23 protein-coding genes are annotated in these 16,555 nt (G+C 61.6%); 17 read left to right on the top strand and 6 right to left on the bottom strand.

The annotated features are described in order from the left end of the window. Positions 1-176: 176 nt before the first annotated feature. From ACLIMP_RS26060 to ACLIMP_RS26040, 5 genes are all read right to left on the bottom strand, one after another. Positions 177-503, bottom strand: coding sequence for a single-stranded DNA-binding protein (locus ACLIMP_RS26060; protein WP_213504604.1), 327 nt, complete (start codon positions 501-503; stop codon positions 177-179). Positions 504-570: 67 nt separating this feature from the next. Continuing rightward, complete coding sequence (locus ACLIMP_RS26055; RefSeq protein WP_443479020.1) at positions 571-1,215, bottom strand: hypothetical protein; 645 nt, start codon at positions 1,213-1,215, stop codon at positions 571-573. After that, a complete protein-coding gene (locus ACLIMP_RS26050) occupies positions 1,212-2,132 on the bottom strand; it encodes a DUF7146 domain-containing protein (RefSeq protein WP_443479019.1) in 921 nt (306 codons plus the stop codon). Before ACLIMP_RS26050 ends, ACLIMP_RS26055 begins: the two co-directional genes overlap by 4 nt. Positions 2,133-2,262: 130 nt before the next feature. Then, entirely contained in the window at positions 2,263-3,267 is a 1,005-nt protein-coding gene (locus ACLIMP_RS26045) for a helix-turn-helix domain-containing protein (protein WP_443479018.1), read from the bottom strand. A gap of 179 nt (positions 3,268-3,446) precedes the next feature. Further along, positions 3,447-3,842, bottom strand: coding sequence for a hypothetical protein (locus ACLIMP_RS26040; RefSeq protein WP_443479017.1), 396 nt, complete (start codon positions 3,840-3,842; stop codon positions 3,447-3,449). Between the two features lie 205 nt (positions 3,843-4,047). Between ACLIMP_RS26040 and ACLIMP_RS26035 the strand changes: the two genes are divergently transcribed. From ACLIMP_RS26035 to ACLIMP_RS26015, 5 genes are all read left to right on the top strand, one after another. Continuing rightward, on the top strand, positions 4,048-4,299 hold the full coding sequence (locus ACLIMP_RS26035) for a helix-turn-helix domain-containing protein (RefSeq protein ID WP_443479016.1): 252 nt from the start codon (positions 4,048-4,050) through the stop codon (positions 4,297-4,299). Between the two features lie 108 nt (positions 4,300-4,407). Then, on the top strand, positions 4,408-4,965 hold the full coding sequence (locus tag ACLIMP_RS26030) for a LuxR C-terminal-related transcriptional regulator (protein WP_443479015.1): 558 nt from the start codon (positions 4,408-4,410) through the stop codon (positions 4,963-4,965). 42 nt (positions 4,966-5,007) lie between these two features. Beyond that, entirely contained in the window at positions 5,008-5,490 is a 483-nt protein-coding gene (locus tag ACLIMP_RS26025; protein WP_443479014.1) for a hypothetical protein, read from the top strand. A 30-nt stretch (positions 5,491-5,520) separates the two neighbouring features. Then, positions 5,521-6,129, top strand: a complete 609-nt coding sequence (locus ACLIMP_RS26020) for a UPF0149 family protein (RefSeq protein ID WP_443479013.1) — start codon at positions 5,521-5,523, stop codon at positions 6,127-6,129. A gap of 3 nt (positions 6,130-6,132) precedes the next feature. After that, entirely contained in the window at positions 6,133-6,345 is a 213-nt protein-coding gene (locus tag ACLIMP_RS26015; protein ID WP_443479012.1) for a helix-turn-helix domain-containing protein, read from the top strand. Here the strand turns inward: ACLIMP_RS26015 and ACLIMP_RS26010 are convergent. After that, a complete protein-coding gene (locus tag ACLIMP_RS26010; RefSeq protein WP_443479011.1) occupies positions 6,337-6,906 on the bottom strand; it encodes a helix-turn-helix domain-containing protein in 570 nt (189 codons plus the stop codon). The two genes, ACLIMP_RS26015 and ACLIMP_RS26010, sit on opposite strands and share 9 nt — an antisense overlap. Before the next feature lie 196 nt (positions 6,907-7,102). Here ACLIMP_RS26010 and ACLIMP_RS26005 point away from each other — a divergent pair, with 196 nt between their 5' ends. The 12 genes from ACLIMP_RS26005 to ACLIMP_RS25950 are packed head-to-tail and all read left to right on the top strand — an operon-like array spanning position 7,103 to position 16,555. Next, the gene (locus ACLIMP_RS26005) at positions 7,103-7,471 is read left to right on the top strand and encodes a hypothetical protein (RefSeq protein WP_443479059.1); all 369 of its coding nucleotides are present in this window, start codon (positions 7,103-7,105) and stop codon (positions 7,469-7,471) included. Next, positions 7,468-8,073 carry a lytic transglycosylase domain-containing protein gene (locus tag ACLIMP_RS26000; protein WP_443479058.1) on the top strand — a complete coding sequence of 202 codons (606 nt, stop codon included), beginning with the start codon at positions 7,468-7,470 and terminating at the stop codon, positions 8,071-8,073. Before ACLIMP_RS26005 ends, ACLIMP_RS26000 begins: the two co-directional genes overlap by 4 nt. Further along, entirely contained in the window at positions 8,070-9,383 is a 1,314-nt protein-coding gene (locus tag ACLIMP_RS25995; RefSeq protein ID WP_443479057.1) for an LPD7 domain-containing protein, read from the top strand. The genes ACLIMP_RS26000 and ACLIMP_RS25995 overlap by 4 nt, the downstream gene beginning before the upstream one ends. 19 nt (positions 9,384-9,402) lie before the next feature. Continuing rightward, positions 9,403-9,723: a TrbC/VirB2 family protein gene (locus tag ACLIMP_RS25990; protein WP_443479056.1), complete on the top strand. Its 321-nt coding sequence runs from the start codon at positions 9,403-9,405 to the stop codon at positions 9,721-9,723. Position 9,724: 1 nt separating this feature from the next. Then, entirely contained in the window at positions 9,725-10,063 is a 339-nt protein-coding gene (locus ACLIMP_RS25985) for a VirB3 family type IV secretion system protein (RefSeq protein WP_443479055.1), read from the top strand. Continuing rightward, positions 10,056-12,422, top strand: a complete 2,367-nt coding sequence (locus tag ACLIMP_RS25980; RefSeq protein ID WP_443479054.1) for a VirB4 family type IV secretion/conjugal transfer ATPase — start codon at positions 10,056-10,058, stop codon at positions 12,420-12,422. The genes ACLIMP_RS25985 and ACLIMP_RS25980 overlap by 8 nt, the downstream gene beginning before the upstream one ends. Before the next feature lies 1 nt (position 12,423). After that, positions 12,424-13,143 (top strand): TrbJ/VirB5 family protein, encoded by a 720-nt coding sequence (locus ACLIMP_RS25975; RefSeq protein WP_443479053.1) that lies wholly within the window; start codon positions 12,424-12,426, stop codon positions 13,141-13,143. Further along, entirely contained in the window at positions 13,140-13,397 is a 258-nt protein-coding gene (locus ACLIMP_RS25970; RefSeq protein ID WP_443479052.1) for an EexN family lipoprotein, read from the top strand. The genes ACLIMP_RS25975 and ACLIMP_RS25970 overlap by 4 nt, the downstream gene beginning before the upstream one ends. A 33-nt stretch (positions 13,398-13,430) precedes the next feature. Continuing rightward, entirely contained in the window at positions 13,431-14,459 is a 1,029-nt protein-coding gene (locus tag ACLIMP_RS25965; protein WP_039396150.1) for a TrbL/VirB6 family protein, read from the top strand. Between the two features lie 59 nt (positions 14,460-14,518). Next, positions 14,519-14,857, top strand: a complete 339-nt coding sequence (locus ACLIMP_RS25960; protein WP_443479051.1) for a hypothetical protein — start codon at positions 14,519-14,521, stop codon at positions 14,855-14,857. A gap of 11 nt (positions 14,858-14,868) precedes the next feature. Continuing rightward, complete coding sequence (locus ACLIMP_RS25955) at positions 14,869-15,546, top strand: VirB8 family type IV secretion system protein (RefSeq protein ID WP_039396144.1); 678 nt, start codon at positions 14,869-14,871, stop codon at positions 15,544-15,546. Between the two features lies 1 nt (position 15,547). Next, positions 15,548-16,555 carry a TrbG/VirB9 family P-type conjugative transfer protein gene (locus ACLIMP_RS25950; protein ID WP_443479050.1) on the top strand — a complete coding sequence of 336 codons (1,008 nt, stop codon included), beginning with the start codon at positions 15,548-15,550 and terminating at the stop codon, positions 16,553-16,555.

Below are 16,555 nucleotides of genomic sequence, written 5' to 3'. Positions count from 1 at the left end.
CGGGAAGGGGGGAGGCCGCCCCCCTTGCGGCTGACAAACGAAAAAGGCCGCGCTAGCGCGGCCTCTACTTCGAGCGAGGATCGTGACCTGAATAGGTCGAAACCGCTTCGCGGGTTCGGTCGGAGCGAAGCGGAGATAGAGCCGTGCCGGTAGGCCGCTCCCGCTCCTCCCCGTTTCTAGTTGTCCTGCTCGGCCATCTTGCGCGCCAGGATCGAGAAGGAATCTGCGATCAACTCGGTTTTGTAGACGATCCCGGCGTCCCCCGAATGGCTGTTCTCGCGGGTCCGCCCGGTGATATGAACAAGGTCGCCTTCCTCGGCGTTCTCGACTTGGGCGGCAATCTTGGGAAAGCATACGACGCTGTTCCAATGCGTATCGGTCTTCCAGTCGTCCCCGTCCCTGCGATTGTAGTTAGACGCCACGCTGACATAGGTAACCTTCTCCAAAGGCCGGATTTTTCCTATACGTCCGATGATCCGAAATTCAGCGATGTTCTGCGGCATCGAGGTCTTCCTTTCAGGCAGTGCGCGGCGCTCTCGCCGGGTTGTCAATTTAAGATGATTTAAAATTTCATTTAGTTGACATTTCTGTGACCACCTCGTTGCCATGCCGGAAGTGATACTTCGCGATATTCTGAGGCGTTGCGTAGGTTTGGTACGCCGCAATCCAGTTCTCGCTGATCGCCTTTTGCGCGGTCGCAAGCGGCACTTCATGTCGGCAGACCAGGCGCCACAGGACATAGGCAAGATCGTTCTTGTCCTTGGCGTTTGCGCGGCCCTTCCGGGGCTGAAGCCACAGATCCCTTTCATTGAACGGCGCGCCGCCGATCGAGATTGGAATAAGGTGATCCAGCTCGTAGTCGGCCATGCTTTGGCCGGGATACTGCTGATCCATAAGGCGGCGCTTGTATGGGCCCGTGATCGAATAGGCCGGACGGGCCGAGCGGGCGTAGCCCGGTCGGCAGATAGTCCGGTCTATGTTCTCCTGGGTCACGGCGGGGTCGATCGCTCCGGGCACGCCTTTGGGCGGAAGCCTGTCCGGCGTGATGAAAGCGCTGTTGGCACTGTGAATGGTCTGAACAAGGCCGGTTCCGGCCGCGCACACGCTGCTCGGCGCGAAGTTGGAGCAACCGAAGCTCGCGCGGTCTTCCGAATGGTTCCACCAGGCCGCGACCGCGACGAAGGCGAGGCCACCCAGGATTGCGGCCCCTCTCACGCACGCACCTTCAGCTTTGCCATGAGCGCATCGTTCCAGTCACATCGCGGAGGGGGAGAGACAATCACAAGACTGCGGCCGTTCGCGGTAAGATTTTCGGCCCCGCGCTCGATGGCATCAGCCGCGGCCTTGCCGTGCTGCGAGTAGATCACGACGCGGCGAACGTGATCGGGAATGAAGGTGCTGGCGTAGCGTTCAACGCCGCAAACGGCGGCGCAACCCGACAGGTTGTTGAGGACAATCGCGGATTCTGCGTCTTCGAAGCCTTCGGCCAGGTTCATGGTGTCGCTGGCGGGTGCGCCGAGTTGCACGACACTGCCGCGTGGATCGCCCAACGTGCGCTTCGGCTCGTCGAGCTGCGAGGACTTTGTTCCATCGCGGTTGATGAAGATCCGCAGGAGCGCGCGCAATTCGCTGCCCTCGGTCATGGGCAGGATCAAGGCGGGCAAGCGCAGCTTGCGCCCGCCCTCATAAGTGATCGCGCCAGGCGCGAAGCGGCCGGCACGAGAATGCCCGATCCCGCGTCGCTCTTGGTAGAGCTGGCCGGGCGTTCCTCGCAGGGGAAGCGCAAAATCCCAAAGCTGCTTGCACAAGGGCGTCAGGTCCCGCGCCGGTTCAATCGGCCGAGTATCTTGGCTCGTGATCGCCGGATACATCTGGCGGTTCTTAAGCGCGACGAGGATTTCGTCTTGGGAGCAACCGGCAAAGCAGTGGAAGAGGACAGCTTTGCGCCCGGGTGTCACCGAAAGTGAGGCGCGCCGATCAGCATGTGCCGGGCAACAGGCTTTCCCATAGCGGCCATGCCACGTTCCCTTGAGATCCTTTACGATCTGCCGAGCGGCGCTTTCCGGTGTGTTCGACATAGTCCAATAATGCACTATACGACTAAAACGGACAAGCGGATTTAGCACGGCCATATCGGCTTGCTCCCCCTGGGAGCACCCCGGCGGCGAAGCCGACGGTCTATCGTGTCAGGGTTGAACTGAGCTTTTGATGGGCCGCTGTGGTGGGATTTAGATAGCCCGTCAGGGCTTACGCGTTGCCCGACTAGGGCAACTCCCTGCTGGTTCCTTTTAAGATATTAAAATTAGTATGAGGAGGAGTGCAGTGATTGCACTCACGGGTATTCGCGTCTGTCGACCGACGTTGGGCCGCACGTTCTCCGGCGAGAATGAGCGCTGCACGCAAGCCCTTGTCCTCTGGCATCATGTGGCGGCGCTCGACGGCACCAACGCTCGCCAGCATGTCAGCGTTCTGTTCGAGCGCCTCGGCCCGACGCTGCTCCTCATCGGCCGGGACAGGCGCAAAGAGGCCGACCATCTTCGCCAGCCAGTCGGGTAGCTGGCAACGATAGAGGTTCGAGGTTTGCTCTGAACGCGCTCCAAATTCGCTGTCGGAGGAATAGTCGTAGCGCCTGATCCATTCGAGCAAGCCCAGGCCCTTAAGCCGATTGATGCAATAGTGGACCGCGCGACGAGCAAGGCCGGTCCAGCGCATGAGCGTTTCATAGGACGGGTTGCACCACCCTTTGCGGTAGTGCAGATCGTCGAGGATCTTGAGCATCATGTCCCGGCAGGAACGGGTGAAGAGCGTAAGTTGCTCTTCCTTGGCGGTCAGCTCGCGCCCCTGCCGTTTCTGTGCAGCCAACTGGCGCCCCCGATCGAAGGCCAGATAGCAAGCGCGCGAAAGCCGCTTGCGCTGATCGGTGTTGATCGCACGCACGAAGTCGGCTTCGGCGGCATCGCCGGTGCGGACACTTCCAGCCCAAACCGGGCGGCGGGTGATGTGGGTTCCGCCCCGTTGCACCCGCGTCCTGGGTTTGGTGCCGACAAGCCGCGATGCAGTCGCGCTGAAACTTGAGCGAGCCTCGCGAGTAGGCGCTTCAACGCCGCAGATGACGCGCAAGGGAAGAACCCGTGCGCCAGCGCGTCTTTGCTGTTCCTGAAACTCGAAGGCAGCACGAATGTCGTCGTCACGCACGCCAATGGCACGCAGCTCCGCAACCGCACCAGCGGGCACATTTTTCAGTCCAGAGCTTAGGGTATGCAGCATCGTTCGTCCCCTCGTGCGAGAGGCCGTGCGCAGACAAAGCAAGAGCGTGGCGCGAAGCGCGCTAATCCTTGACAGATTGGACGGGGGAGGCTATCTGACCGTTAGATTTGTAAGCGATCTTAAGTGGCGCCAACCACTTGATAGCAACCCCGACGCCCGGCCTTCGTGCCGGGCTTCGTTTATCCGCTCACGGCGTCCCCCTCTCCAATAAGTGGCAATTGCTGGGGCGAAGGCGTCAGCTCGCTGACGTAAGCCCCAACAGTTTCAAGCGCGACGCCAAGCGTCACGCCGCGATTGCGGTAGGCAATCGCTTCGAGAAAAGCGTGCTGTTCTCGCGGAAGATGTATCGCGATCTGCTTGTCGCTCTTGCCATCGCTGGGCGGCGGCGGGACACGCATTTCTTCGATCGAGTAGTTGGTCATGGCCTTGTCCAACATGGCCATGACGACCTGCTCAACTCCGCGCATTTTATAGGCCGATTTGTAGTCGCTCAGACGCTTGCGGAAGCTGGCGGGAATGTTGAATTTGCACTGCACGAAGTCGGCCGCGTACAGCGCTTCCCGCTTTCGCCTCATACAGGCTGCGGGAGTCGCGACGACTCGTTCGGAGGCAGACGTTCCAACCATGTTCCAAGCTGTATGTGACGTACCTCGGCTTGTCAAACCAACTACCCCGCAAGGTAGTTAAACGCAAAAATTAGCGTTGGGCGATGGATACGCTATAGATGGATGGAAGCTCTTACTCCCGAGCGACTGTGATGGAAGGCTGCGAACCCGACGTATGGCGCAATATCTGCAAGTGGACGAGGCAGCTTCGGAATTGGCGACCCACCTTGCCGCGAACGTCAAAGAACGGCGTGCCGCGCTGAAAATGACCCAGGTAGAGCTTTCCATCCGCTCCGGTGTCGCCACGTCACACCTGTCCTTCATTGAACGGGCTAAGGCCAATCCGACGCTCGAAGTCGTCGAACAGCTTGCCAAGGGTCTCGGTTGCTCTGCGATTGACCTTCTGACGGTGCAGTCAGCTTCCTGAAATTCCTTCAATTTATAAACCATGCGATCCATCGCATACCACGCACGGCGCATACCCTTGCGGCTACCCTGACGCGGTGAACTGATTACGGTTCGCAGCATAGACGCCATGAACGTACTATGCCGCCTTGGGGACGCACACGCGGACAACGCCAGTGAATTGCTGGACAGCCTGACCGACAAGCAGGTCGAGGTGCTCGATCAGTTGTGCCTGCACAAGACCAGCAAGGAAATCGCCAACGAACTGGGTATTTCGCGACACACCGTGGACCAGCGCGTCTCGAGCGTTCGCACAAAATGGAACCTTCCGACCCGCCAGGAAGTCGTGCGCCTCTACCGAGAATTGCTGGAAGCCGCAGAAAACCGCAACGATTCCATATACGAACCATTGATATATGAACCGTCGCAGGTTGGCATTGCTATCGTCACCGATGATCCTGAGCGCAAGAACCGGACAACCTCCATGGTTGAGGATCTTGCGCCTGCCGCCTTGGTCGAGCCTGGAATATCTCAGGGCACCCCCAGCGGCATGACGCTCGTTGATCGCCTCGATCTTCACTTTGGCCCGTCCGGTCGTTTCGTGGCCGTCATTGGACTTGCGTTCGTGATGGCTCTCACGCTGGCTCTGGTCCTGGTGATTGCTGATGCTCTGGAGAGACTGCTGTAATCCACGCCCGATCCGGGCCGCCTGTACGGATGGCTTTGCTCAATGAGCGTGATGCAGGTCCTCTACTTCGGCTTTCTCGTGACGATCTTCATCGCGATCGGTCTCAGCCTCTGGAAAGGCGGCGACCCTGAACGTGCTGGCGCCGGCGTCCTGCTGCTCATGTTCATGATGACCTGGTTCGAAGGTGCCCTCATCCAAACGGTGGGTCTTTCGGAAGAGGCAATGCGCACAATCTCGGTAGCCGAGGATCTGGTCGGACTGGCTGGTTTCGGGCTGATCGCGTCACGCGCGCGGCGCTTGTGGCCCCTGCTGTGCACAGCCATGCAGTTGATTTCGGTGCTGACCCACGTTGTCCATTACCTCGGCGTCGTGAACCGCCCCATCGTCGTGGTCTTCATGAGCCAGACACCCACCTTCACGGCCACCGTCTGCCTGATCGTGGGGACCATCATTCACATACGGCGCGCGCAGCGCTTCGGCGCTGAGCGCGACTGGCAAGACTTCAGGAACATTCCCTCGGGCTGACCATCCCCCCCAAAACCGCAAGGAATCGCCATGGATCTCCCAAGCTACCGCCACTGGCAGGCACAAGCCCCAGACACGCGCCCCGACCTCCACTTGGCCGATGGATTTCTGGCCGGTGCAGTGGTCTCGCTCGAGCCCATGCCCGATAATCACTGGGTAGATGCGATAATGGGCCCCCTTTCGACACAGACCGTTTCACGGGATCTGATCGAAACGCGGGCCCGCAAGGAGCTTCTCTCGCGCCTTGTGCAAGCCCGCGCGCACATGGCCACTCCCGATCCGCGCTATACGCCGATCCTTGCCGTGAGGGCTGATGGTGAATTTGACCTTACCGCCTGGAGCAGCGGTTTCTATGAAGCGATCGCGGACGATCTCGACATGTGGCAGTATCTGCTCGCCGGGCAGCGCGAAGGTGGCCTGCTCGCTCTTCTTGGCAGCCATTCAGTGGGCGAGATGGGCGAGGCGGCACGCGGCTACATTGCCAGTCACCCGGAGGCGCAGACCCTTTCCGAAGTCGCAAAGCGCTCATGGGAAGTCCTCTCACGCTTGCTTTGCACCATGTACGAGAAGCGCAGCCAGATTATCGAAGGCGAAACTCCGGCCGCGGGGCAGTCCGCAGCCTATCGCGCCGGCAGCTAAGCCATGTCGGTCTATCGAACACTTTACGTCCAGACCCTGGTCGCGGTTCAGGAGCGCAAGCTGGCGGTGCGCGATATTGCCTGTGCAAGCGAATTGCCCGAGGCTCGCATCGTGAGCATTCTTGAAGGCGAGGCCCGGGACATAACGCTGACCGAGTTGGCCGGACTGTGCACGGCGCTGGGGATGCCTCCCGCCGCCCTTCTACGATCAGCCTGACACGTCCTTATGGGCTTTCAGAAACCCGAAGAGCGTGGAGCGAGCCACACCGATATCCTTCGCAACACTCTCGTGGGTTGCTCCTTGTTCGGCCAGGCGCTTTCGGATGTCAGGCAACTGCTCGATGGTCAGCCGCGGCTTGCGACCGGCCTTCGCTTCGCGCTTTTCATTGGTCTTGATGCCGTGGATCTGCCGCCAGTGGTCGTCGAAGGCTTCCACCAGCAGAAACAGATCGCTGTCCCGGTCCGGGGTGATCGTGACCCCCAGACCGCAAAGTTCGATGTTCACCCCCGCCTTAAGCAACCGGGCCATCACGCGCAGGACCGTCGTCGTACTGACAGCAAGACACGAAAGATCGTGAACCTTGATCGTGTCTCCCGACACAAGCGGATGACCGAGCTTTGCGAGCAGCTTTTCGAGTTCGTTGAAGCTGACCTCTGGCGCACTCACGACAAGATCGCCGTCGCGCACGCAAGCCGACGTTTGCTCGGCAAGCGAGGGCGATTTTCCAGTCTCAGCCAGGAACACCACAGTCTTGGGCAAAAGCATCACCTTCTTCATTCTTCACGTAAGGCCGTGATTTCACGCCAGCAGGCGCGCCGTAGAAATTGGCCCAGTCCCCATCAAGATCGAGCCTTCACGATACCAACAGTACAGCAATAGCCAATTGCATATTGCTGGACGACTGAATATTCGATATATCACATATCCAGACCCAAAAACGCAACGCTAGTCAGCGTAAACAGGGAGCTGGTTCATGTTCGATCGTCCGCTTGCAAAATGCCCCAATCTGCTCGGTGGGCTGGGACTGGTGGCAGCCGGAGCGCTGGCCACCTCGGCGCCGCAGAAGGCCCACGCCTCGACCTGGGGCTGTCAGGTCATCCTCTGCCTCGCCACCCCCGGTTCGCCCACGACTTATGCTGAGTGCGTGCCGCCGATCACCAAGCTCTGGAAGACGCTTGCGCTCGGTGGCTCGTTTCCGTCCTGCTCCGAAGGCGGCGTTTCGGCCAAGACGAAGAAGCTGAGCAAGACGCTCTACTACGTGAAAAGCACGCAGTCGGACGGCACGACAAATACCTACCTCATCAACACCAAGACCTCGACGGTCACGACGATCGGCCAATGATCTACACCGTGGCCGCCCTCACCGCGCTCGCGCAGCAATGCGCCCCCGGCGTTGCGACGGAAGCCCTCGTTCCGCTTCTCGTGGCGGAAAGCGAGGGCAACCCTCTCGCGATCAACGTCAACAACGGGCCGCGCGTCAACGCCTCGAACCTGACCGACGCGGTGGCGCTGGCGAAGCGCTACATCGCTCGGGGGCATTCCGTCGATATTGGCCTGGGGCAGATCAACTCGAAGAACCTTGCCCGTCTCGGCGTGGGCATCGAGCAGACCTTCGACCCCTGCACCAATCTCGGCCTCGCCTCGCGCGTCTTGCAGGAAGGCTACGCGAAGGCGAGCCAGCACTATTCAGGGCTCGACGCGATCAGCGTCACCTATTCGCTCTACAACACCGGCTCGATGACCCGTGGCTTTCGCAACGGCTACGTCAAGCGCGTCTGGGCCGCTGCTGCGCGGGTGGGCGCGATCGAGACGCCCCCGGCCACGCCCGATCTTCCCTCTTCCCCGTTCTTCTCCACGCCTGCGCCCGAGGCGCCGCCCCCGGCCGAAGCTCCCGAGCAATGGGTGTTCGGACAGACCAGCACTGGAATCGAGGTCTTCCAATGAGCGATGAAAACAGCATTTCGCAGGCCCCCCGTATGACGGAGCGGGACGCTTCGCAGGAAGCCGCGCCACAGGCGGCCTTCTCGATCCCCGACGACCTCGCCAAGCGGTACGAAATCCGAGCTATTGAAGGACGCTCCGAAGCGGAACGCCGGGTTGGGATGTTCACGCCAGGCAATGCCAAGACGCCCGCACTCGAAATCTCGAACGAGCGGATCGTCGCCAACCGCGACGATCGCGAGACGATCGAGAGCCTCGTAAAGCTCGCGCAGCATAATGAATGGGAGGGGCTGACAGTCGCGGGCTCGGACGAGTTTCGCAAGGCTGTCTGGAAGGAAGCCTCACGTGCCGGTCTGGAGGTAAACGGCTACGAGCCGACGTTTGCCGAGCGCGAAGCGGTTGAACGCCAACGCCGTGAGGAAGCCGAACGCGAGCGCAAGGACGCGGAGCGTCTGCGCAAAGACGGCAAGGCCGAGAAGGACGGGGAAGCGGAACAGGTCGTCGAGGCCGCTGAAATCGCGATGGAAGCGGCCAGCCCCGCCCCTGCGCAGGCCGTCACGGCCAATCTTGCAAAAGCTGGCGAGCGCGTGTCGGCACCCGGCGCGGACGGCGAAGAAAGCCACGAGGACGTTACCTCCCTGCTCCAGCGCAAGAGCGCGCTGGTCGAGGAACTGAATGACGTTCTGCGCGAAGATCCGTCGCTGTCGAGCCAAACCGTTTCCGAGTTCATCCTGAAGCAGCCCTCCGCGCAGATGCGCCTTGGCGATGCCGGGGCCAGCAACGAAACCCTGGCCGCCCGCAATCTCATGTCCGAAAGCATCATTGCGGACACGGCACGGAACCAGGGCAACCTTTCCAAGACCGTCGGGGAATACCTGCGCGATCAGGATCGCGAGATTGGTGAACTAGCGCGCAGCCGGGGTCTTGAAGTGCCCGATGGCAAGGCGGCGCGTGATGAGCTGGTGGCCGAAACTCTTCAGCAGCGCAACGCCTTCTCCGAGTTCCTGACGAGCAAGGACGCGGCGCGGTCCGCCGAACGTGACAACGAGAAGCTTGCGGACCTCTTTCTCAACGGCTCGCAGGAGCAGCGCCAAGCCGAACCCCGGCTTGCCAACGCGCTCGATGCCGAAGCGGAAATGCGCCGCCACCTCGAAGCAGCCTTCGAGGGCAATCACCAGCGTATCGAGGTGGTCTCCCAGGAGGGCCGCCAAATGATCTCGGACGTGCTGCGGCGCGGCCTTGATGTGTCGGTTCGTGAACCGGCGCCGGTTCGGCAGATCGAGCCGATCCAAACCAACCAGATGGAACGGTAACCTCAACATGGAGAAGTCTATGAAGTTCTCTCGTCGTCCCGCGCGTCGTATCCTCTCGGATCACCGCGCCCGCCAGATTGTCGGCGTTGCCGGCATCCTCGCATCCATGGCCGTATCCCAGGCCGCCTTCGCTGGCACCAGCATCGAAACCGGCCTCGATACCATCGAGAGCTGGATGACCACTGTTGCTTCGGTGGTCGGCGTCATCGCCATCATGGCGGTGGGCTACGCCAAGCTCACCGGCCGCATGGATTGGGGCAAGGCCGTCACCGTCCTGATTGGTATCGGCATCATCTTCTCGGCCACGACGATCGTGGGCTGGATGGGTGGCAGCGCCTGACATGGACAAGGAAAAGATCGCCGAAGACAAGGTGTTCCTCGCCCTGACCCGGCCATCGGTATTCATGGGACTGCCGCTCGAGGCAATCCTGCCGATCATCATGGTCTGCATGGTGCTGTGGGGGATCGTCGGAAACCCGTTCTATCCCCTCGCCCTCTTCGGCGCTCTCTACTTTCCGGCGCGCATGGTCGTACATTACGACTTCAACGCGTTCCGGCTCTGGGGCCTGTGGTTCCAGACCACCTTCGTATCCAAGAATCGCAAGTTCTGGGGGGGCGGGAGCTATTCTCCCGTCCGCCTCAAGACCGGCGTCAAGCGCAGGCAGTTCGGCAATGACTAGGTTCGCCCTCAAGCACAAACAGGTCGCGCTGCGCGAAGAGGATGACATCAAGTTCATCCCCTACACCCGGCACGTCAATGACACCGTGATTGCGCTTGCCGATGGCTCGCTCATGCGCATGTACCGGGTCGATGGGCGCCCGTTCGAAACTTGCGACATTGCCGACCTCAACACCTGGCACAACAAGCTCAATATCGCCTGGCGCACGATCGGCGATGACCGTGTGGCCGTGTGGACGCACCTGGTGCGCACCGCCACCAATCCCGAACTGAATGGTGAGTTTCAGTCCGACTTCGCCCGCGACTTGCAGACCAAATACGCCAAGCATCTCAAGGAAAAGGTGCTCTATCACAACGAGTTCTACGTCACGATCATCGTGCGCCCCTCGAACATGGCGGGCGACCAGCTCAGCCGCCTGTTCGGCAAGGCGGATGCCAGCCACGCCGCTGACGATCGCGCGCTGGCGATCATGGCCGACAAGTGCCGCGACTTCGAGAGCATGCTGGCCGACACCAACCCGGTGGCGCTCTCGCTCTACGAGCGCAATGGCGTGCTGTTCTCCCAGCCCATGGAAGTGCTGCACTTCATCCAGACCGGCGACCGCATCCGCATTCCGCTTGTTCACGGGCGGCTTGGGCAGGCGATCTACAATTCGCGGATCATCTTCGGGCGCGAAGCCGCCGAGATCCGGCTTCCCGACAGGTCGCACTACCTCGGCATGTTCGGCGTGCGCGAATACGTCGCGAACACGCGCAGCGGCCAGTTCAACAGCCTCCTGACGCTCGATTTCCCGTATGTGCTGACGCAAAGCTTCGCGCCGCTGGTGAAGTCGGTCGCGGCCGAGCGCTTCCAGAAGAAGTACAAGCAGATGGTGTCCTCGGACGATGCTGGCGTGAGCCAGGCCGAGGAGCTGCTCGATGGTGTCGACGATCTCATGTCGAACCGCTTCGTGATGGGCGAGCATCACCTTTCGATTGCCGTGATCGACGACAACCCCAAGCGGCTACTCGAACGCCTCTCGATTGCACGCGCCGCTGCCGCCGACACTGGTATGGTGATGGCCCGCGAGGACGTCGCGCTGGAAGCCGCGTTCTGGGCACAGCTTCCCGGCAACTTCAAGATGCGGGCGCGGCCCGCCGTGATCAACAGCCGCAATTTCGCGGCGATGAGCCCGTTTCATACCTTCCCTGCGGGTCGCAAGTCGGGGAACCACTGGGGCGAGGCGGTGACGCTCTTGAAGACGCGCGCCGGCTCGTCCTTCTGGTTTAACTTCCACCGCGCCGACATTGGCCACACGCTCATCATCGGGCCCACGGGCGGCGGCAAGACGGTCCTGCAAAACTTCCTGCTCGCGCAGCTTGAAAAGACCGGCGCCAAGCAGATCTTCTTCGACAAGGATCGCGGCGCGGAGATCTTCGTGCGCGCTTGCGGTGGCACTTACCTGGCGCTGCGCAACGGCGAGCCGACCGGCTTTGCCCCGCTCAAGGGGCTGGAGCCGACCCACGACAACATGGCCTTCCTGCGCCAGTTCATCCGCGTCCTGGTCCGCCGCGAAAACCACCCCCTCACCGTCACGCAAGAGCGCACCATCGATGAGGGCCTCGATGCCGTGATGCGCCTGCCCGCGCCGCAGCGTTCGATGGGCGCGCTTCGCGAAATGCTCGGCTACGCGGACGCCGAAGGCATCGGCGCCCGGCTCGAGCGCTGGTGCCAGGGCGGCGCGCTCGGGTGGGCGTTCGATGGCCCGGCCGATGAAGTCTCGATGGCAGCCCGCTTCGTGGGGTTCGACATGACGGACTTTCTCGAAAACCCGGAAATTCGCACGCCCATGATGCTCTACCTCTTCCACCGCGTGGATGAGCTGCTGAACGGCCAGCGCGTCGTCGTCGATATCGACGAATTCTGGAAGGCGTTGCAGGATGATGCCTTCAAGTCGTTCGCACAGGACGGCCTCAAGACCTTCCGCAAGCGCAACGCCTTCATGGTCTTCGGCACGCAGTCGCCCGCCGACGCGCTGCGCTCCTCGATCGCCCATTCGATCATCGAGCAGACCGCGACCAAGATCCTCCTGCCCAACTCGGATGCCAAGCGTTCGGATTACTGCGAGGGCCTTGGCCTCACGGAAGCGGAATTTCGGCTGATCAAGGAAGACCTGACACCCGAAAGCCGGTGCTTCCTCATCAAGCAGGGACACACCTCGATCGTAGCCAAGCTCGATCTGAACGGGATGCTCGACGAACTCTCGGTTCTCTCCGGCCGTGCAGAAACGCTGGAGGTCATGGAGGCTGCCATTGCCCAAGCGGGCACCGATCCGGCGGCCTGGCTGCCGCTCTTCTACGCCAACGAAAGGAGAAGCTGAAATGCGCATCAAGACCATTGTGCTCCTGGGAGCTGCGCCGCTCGCGCTCGGTCTCGCCGCAACCCCTGCGGCGGCGCAGGGCATTCCGGTGTTCGATTCCTCGACCTACCTCCAGACGATCTCGACCGTCACCAACACCGCCAAGATCATCGACCAGGGCGTGCAGCAGATCGAGACCGCGCAAAATCAGCTCAACTCGCTGCAAAAGCTCACCAACATCAACTCGGTGGCCTCAAACCTGTCGAACAGCTCGGTGCGCAACATCATGCCCACCACGACGATGGACGCTGGTACGCTGTTTGGCGGTGATCTGTCCAAGATCGGCTCGCTCAGCTCGTCCGCAAGCAGCATCCAGTCGCAATACCTGTTGTCGGGAACATCGAGCGCAGATGCGGCCTACAACCAGGCACTCAAGGACGCGACCGGCTCGGCGGCCGCGACGGCCGCCTTTGGCGAGAACACGCTGGCAGTGTCGCAAACCCGCATGGCCGGTCTCCAGACGCTGCAAGCCAAGCTCGACACCGCCACCGACCCCAAGGACGTGATGGACCTTCAGGCGCGCATCGCCGCCGAACAGGCCCAGCTCCAGAACGACCAGCTCAAGATGCAGGCGCTTCAGATGGCTCAGTCAGGGCGCAACCAGCTCGCGAATGCCGCAGCGATCACCGCTCGCGCTGCCGACAACTCGACTCTCTACGACGACAACATCCTGAGGAAATGACCATGAAAAAGTGGATTGCGCTTTCTGTACTGATGGCCGTGGCCGCTTGCAGCAAGTCGGTGCAGGTTCCGACCGAAGCAGAATTCGAAGCGAACCCCAAAATGCTGTCGGACTGGATGCAGAAGTGCACGAAGGGCGAATACAGCAACCTCGGGATCGAGGAGCAGAGCAAGATGTGCGGCTCGGCGCAGGCTGCCTCAAACGCGCTGCTGCAAAAGGCCAGGGCGGATCAGAACGCCAAGCTCTTCCAGTAATCTTAACTGTCGAGGTCCGGCGCCATGAGCCTAATGATCACATTCACGTCGATGTACGGTTATGTCGAAACCGCCATCGACACGGCTGTTTCAAGCTTCGGGTCGGGCCTCGTCAGCTTTGTCGCCGCGCCTCTGGGCGTTGCCGCAACGATATACTTCCTGCTTCTAGGGTTTGCAGTCCTGCGCGGAGCCATCCAGGCTCCACTGCGCGAACTGGTATTCCAGGCTGGCAAAGTCGGCTTTGCGCTCGCGGCGGCCAGTGCTGTCGGCTACTCGGCCTTCGTCGTCAACGTGGCGACCAACCTCCCAACCGAAATCATTGCGGCCGGATCGGGTACAGCGGTCACCAACCCGGGCACGACGTTCGACACCTACGTCTCGGATACGAACAAGATCGCCCAAATCATTTCCGACGAAAACGACAAGGTTCAAAGCCAGACGGTTGGCCTGACCGACATTGATCTCGCCGCCGAAAAGCTTTTCGCAAATTTCGTCGCGTTCCTCGCGATCATCGTCCTCTACATCTTCGCTGCCCTATCGGCAGCTGTCGGCTTCTGCATCGTCATCTTCGCAAAGCTGGCCGTTGCGATCTGCGTGGCTCTCGCCCCGCTGGCCCTGGCCTGTCTGCTCTTCAATTCCTCGCGCTGGCTGTTCGATGGCTGGTTGAAGCAGACGGCCAATTACATCCTCCTCATGGTGGTCATCGCTATCATGACCAAGTTCATCACAGGCCTCGAGCAACAGGTGATGGACGACATCATGAGCGCCGTTGGCGATGGCAGTATGTTCATCGCTACCAGCGGAGGCAGAATGGTTCTCAACGCTGCGGGTATCGCGATCGGCGTTCTTTCCTGCGTGATCATCTACATCGTGGGAACAGTCTTCTTCTTCCAGTCCCCCTCGATTGCAGCGGGCATCGCCGGTGGCGCCTCCTCGGGCGGCCACGGCTTCCTTCAGACTGGTGCGAACATCCTGGCCAATCGCCTCATGTTCCGCCGCATTGCCAATTCCCGCCCGTCGGCGCCTGCCGGACGGGCGGGAGGCACCGCCACGAGAACATGAGGTCGCCTTCGAATGAGTTTTGAACGCCCCTAACGCGGCACATTGCTGACGGAGTTTTTATGAAAGCGGTGATTTTCACAGCGTTGGGTGCGCTTGCACTCAGCGGATGCACCGGGAGTCACATCAAGCCGCCTGCCGTTTGTGACGGCAAGCACCGACGCCCGGCCAACATGTACGGCACGATCATGCCCAATCTGCCGGTGCCGCTCCCGCCCTCGCAGAGCGGCGGGTGGCCCGCCACTCCGGCACCGAGCCCGTCCAGCGACACGCCCATTCCGCCCGAAGCGCAAGAGGCCGCAGCCGCCGCGAGCGCCGCGGCCCAAGCCGCAAAGCCCACCCCCGCTCTCTCGCCGCGCGATGAGCGCGAGATCGAGCTGTCCTACCTTCCCTGCTCATAAGGAAACGTCTCATGGCCCAGGTCAAAGCCGCCGACAAAGGCAAGTACCTCGAAAGCGCGCGGACGTTCGAATACGACCGGATGCGCGCCGCAATCCAGTCCCGGCGGGTTGCCTGGACTGTCGCGGGGTGCGCCTGCGCCATGGCGCTTGTCTCGACCGGGGCGGTCGCCATGCTGGCCCCGCTCAAGACCGTCGAGCCCTATGTGATCCGCGTCGACAAATCGACCGGAGAAACCCAGGTCGTGACCGCGCTCAAAGGCCCCCAGCCCCAGACCTATGACGATGCGGTCAACCGCTTCTTCGTGGCGCAGTACATTCGCCTGCGCGAAGGCTGGCTCGATGATGCCGCGCGCGAGAACGCCTATGCGGTAATGCTCATGAGCGACAAGGCGGAAGGCTCACGCTACCTCGATAGCGTCAAGTCGAGCAACGAGAAGGCCCCCTCCAACATCTACGGGGACAAGGGCTTCGTCTCGATCCACATTCGCGCGATCAGCTTCCTGAGCCCGACCGTCGCGCAGGTCCGCTACGCCAAACTCGTCACGATGGGCCAGAACACGCCCACGGCGCAGAACTGGACTGCCACCCTCACCTTCAAGTTCACGACAGCGCCCACGCTGGAGAAGGACCGGCTGATCAATCCGCTCGGCTTCGAGGTCGTGAATTTCCACTCGGACCCGGAGACCTGACATGAGCGATGCGCCCAAGACGCCCGAAAGCGGTGACAACACCCCTACGCCCTTCCTCCCCGTCCTTCGCGACAAAGTCGCCCGGCGCCTGTCGCCTGTAGACACCAAGGTCGCGCTCACCTCGTCGGGCGCCAGAAGTCCGTTCTGGCGCGGGATTGACGCGATCTGGCACAAGCTGGTGACCTTCAGCCTCGCCGGCACCGTCGTCGTTACACTCGCGCCTCATGCCAGCTTTGCGGCCGAAACGCCCGTCGCGGGCGAGAAGGACGCGCGGGTGCGCACGGTCGATTACGATCCCGACCAGGTGGTCACGGTCGTCGGCCAGTTTCGCCACGCGATTGAGATCCAGTTCGGCGCCGGCGAAACCGTCACGCAGGCCGCCCTTGGCGACACGATCTCCTGGCAGATTGCGCCGGTCGGCAATGTCGTCTTCCTGAAACCCCGCGAAAAGGCGGCCGGAACGAACCTCATCGTCCTAACCCAAGAAGGCGGGATGACCCGCACCTACCACTTCAACCTGGCGCTCGGCACCTCGGCCACGATGTACGGCATTCGCTTCCACTACCCTCAAGCGGAGCAGGCGATGAGTGCCGAGCAGGTCCAGATGGCGCAGGCTCAAGCCGCTCAGGCCATGCAGAGCCGGATCCTCAAGACCGCGCTCGATCACGCGGTGATCGAGGGCAAGCGCAATTTCAACTACACCGAGCAGGGCGATGCCTCGCTGCAACCCAGCGAAATCTCCGACAACGGCGAGTTCACGGCGATGCGTTTCCCCGGCCACGCCGACATTCCCTCGATCTTCGCCGTCGACGTGGACGGAAGCGAGACGATCGTGCCCTACGACGTGCGCGACGACTTCGTAGTGATCCACGCCGTCTATCGCGAACTGCGCCTGCGCCGGGGCAAGGCGGTCCTCGCGATCTACAACGAGGCCCCACCCCGCAACGATCGCGCCGAGCGCACGGGCACCGTCTCCAACATCGTCGAACGCAAAGTGAAGGGGCAGTAA

The sequence above is a fragment of the Novosphingobium aeonii genome (genome assembly GCF_052279045.1).
Taxonomy (GTDB): Bacteria; Pseudomonadota; Alphaproteobacteria; order Sphingomonadales; family Sphingomonadaceae; genus Novosphingobium.
This window is presented reverse-complemented; position numbering and strand designations above follow the sequence as displayed.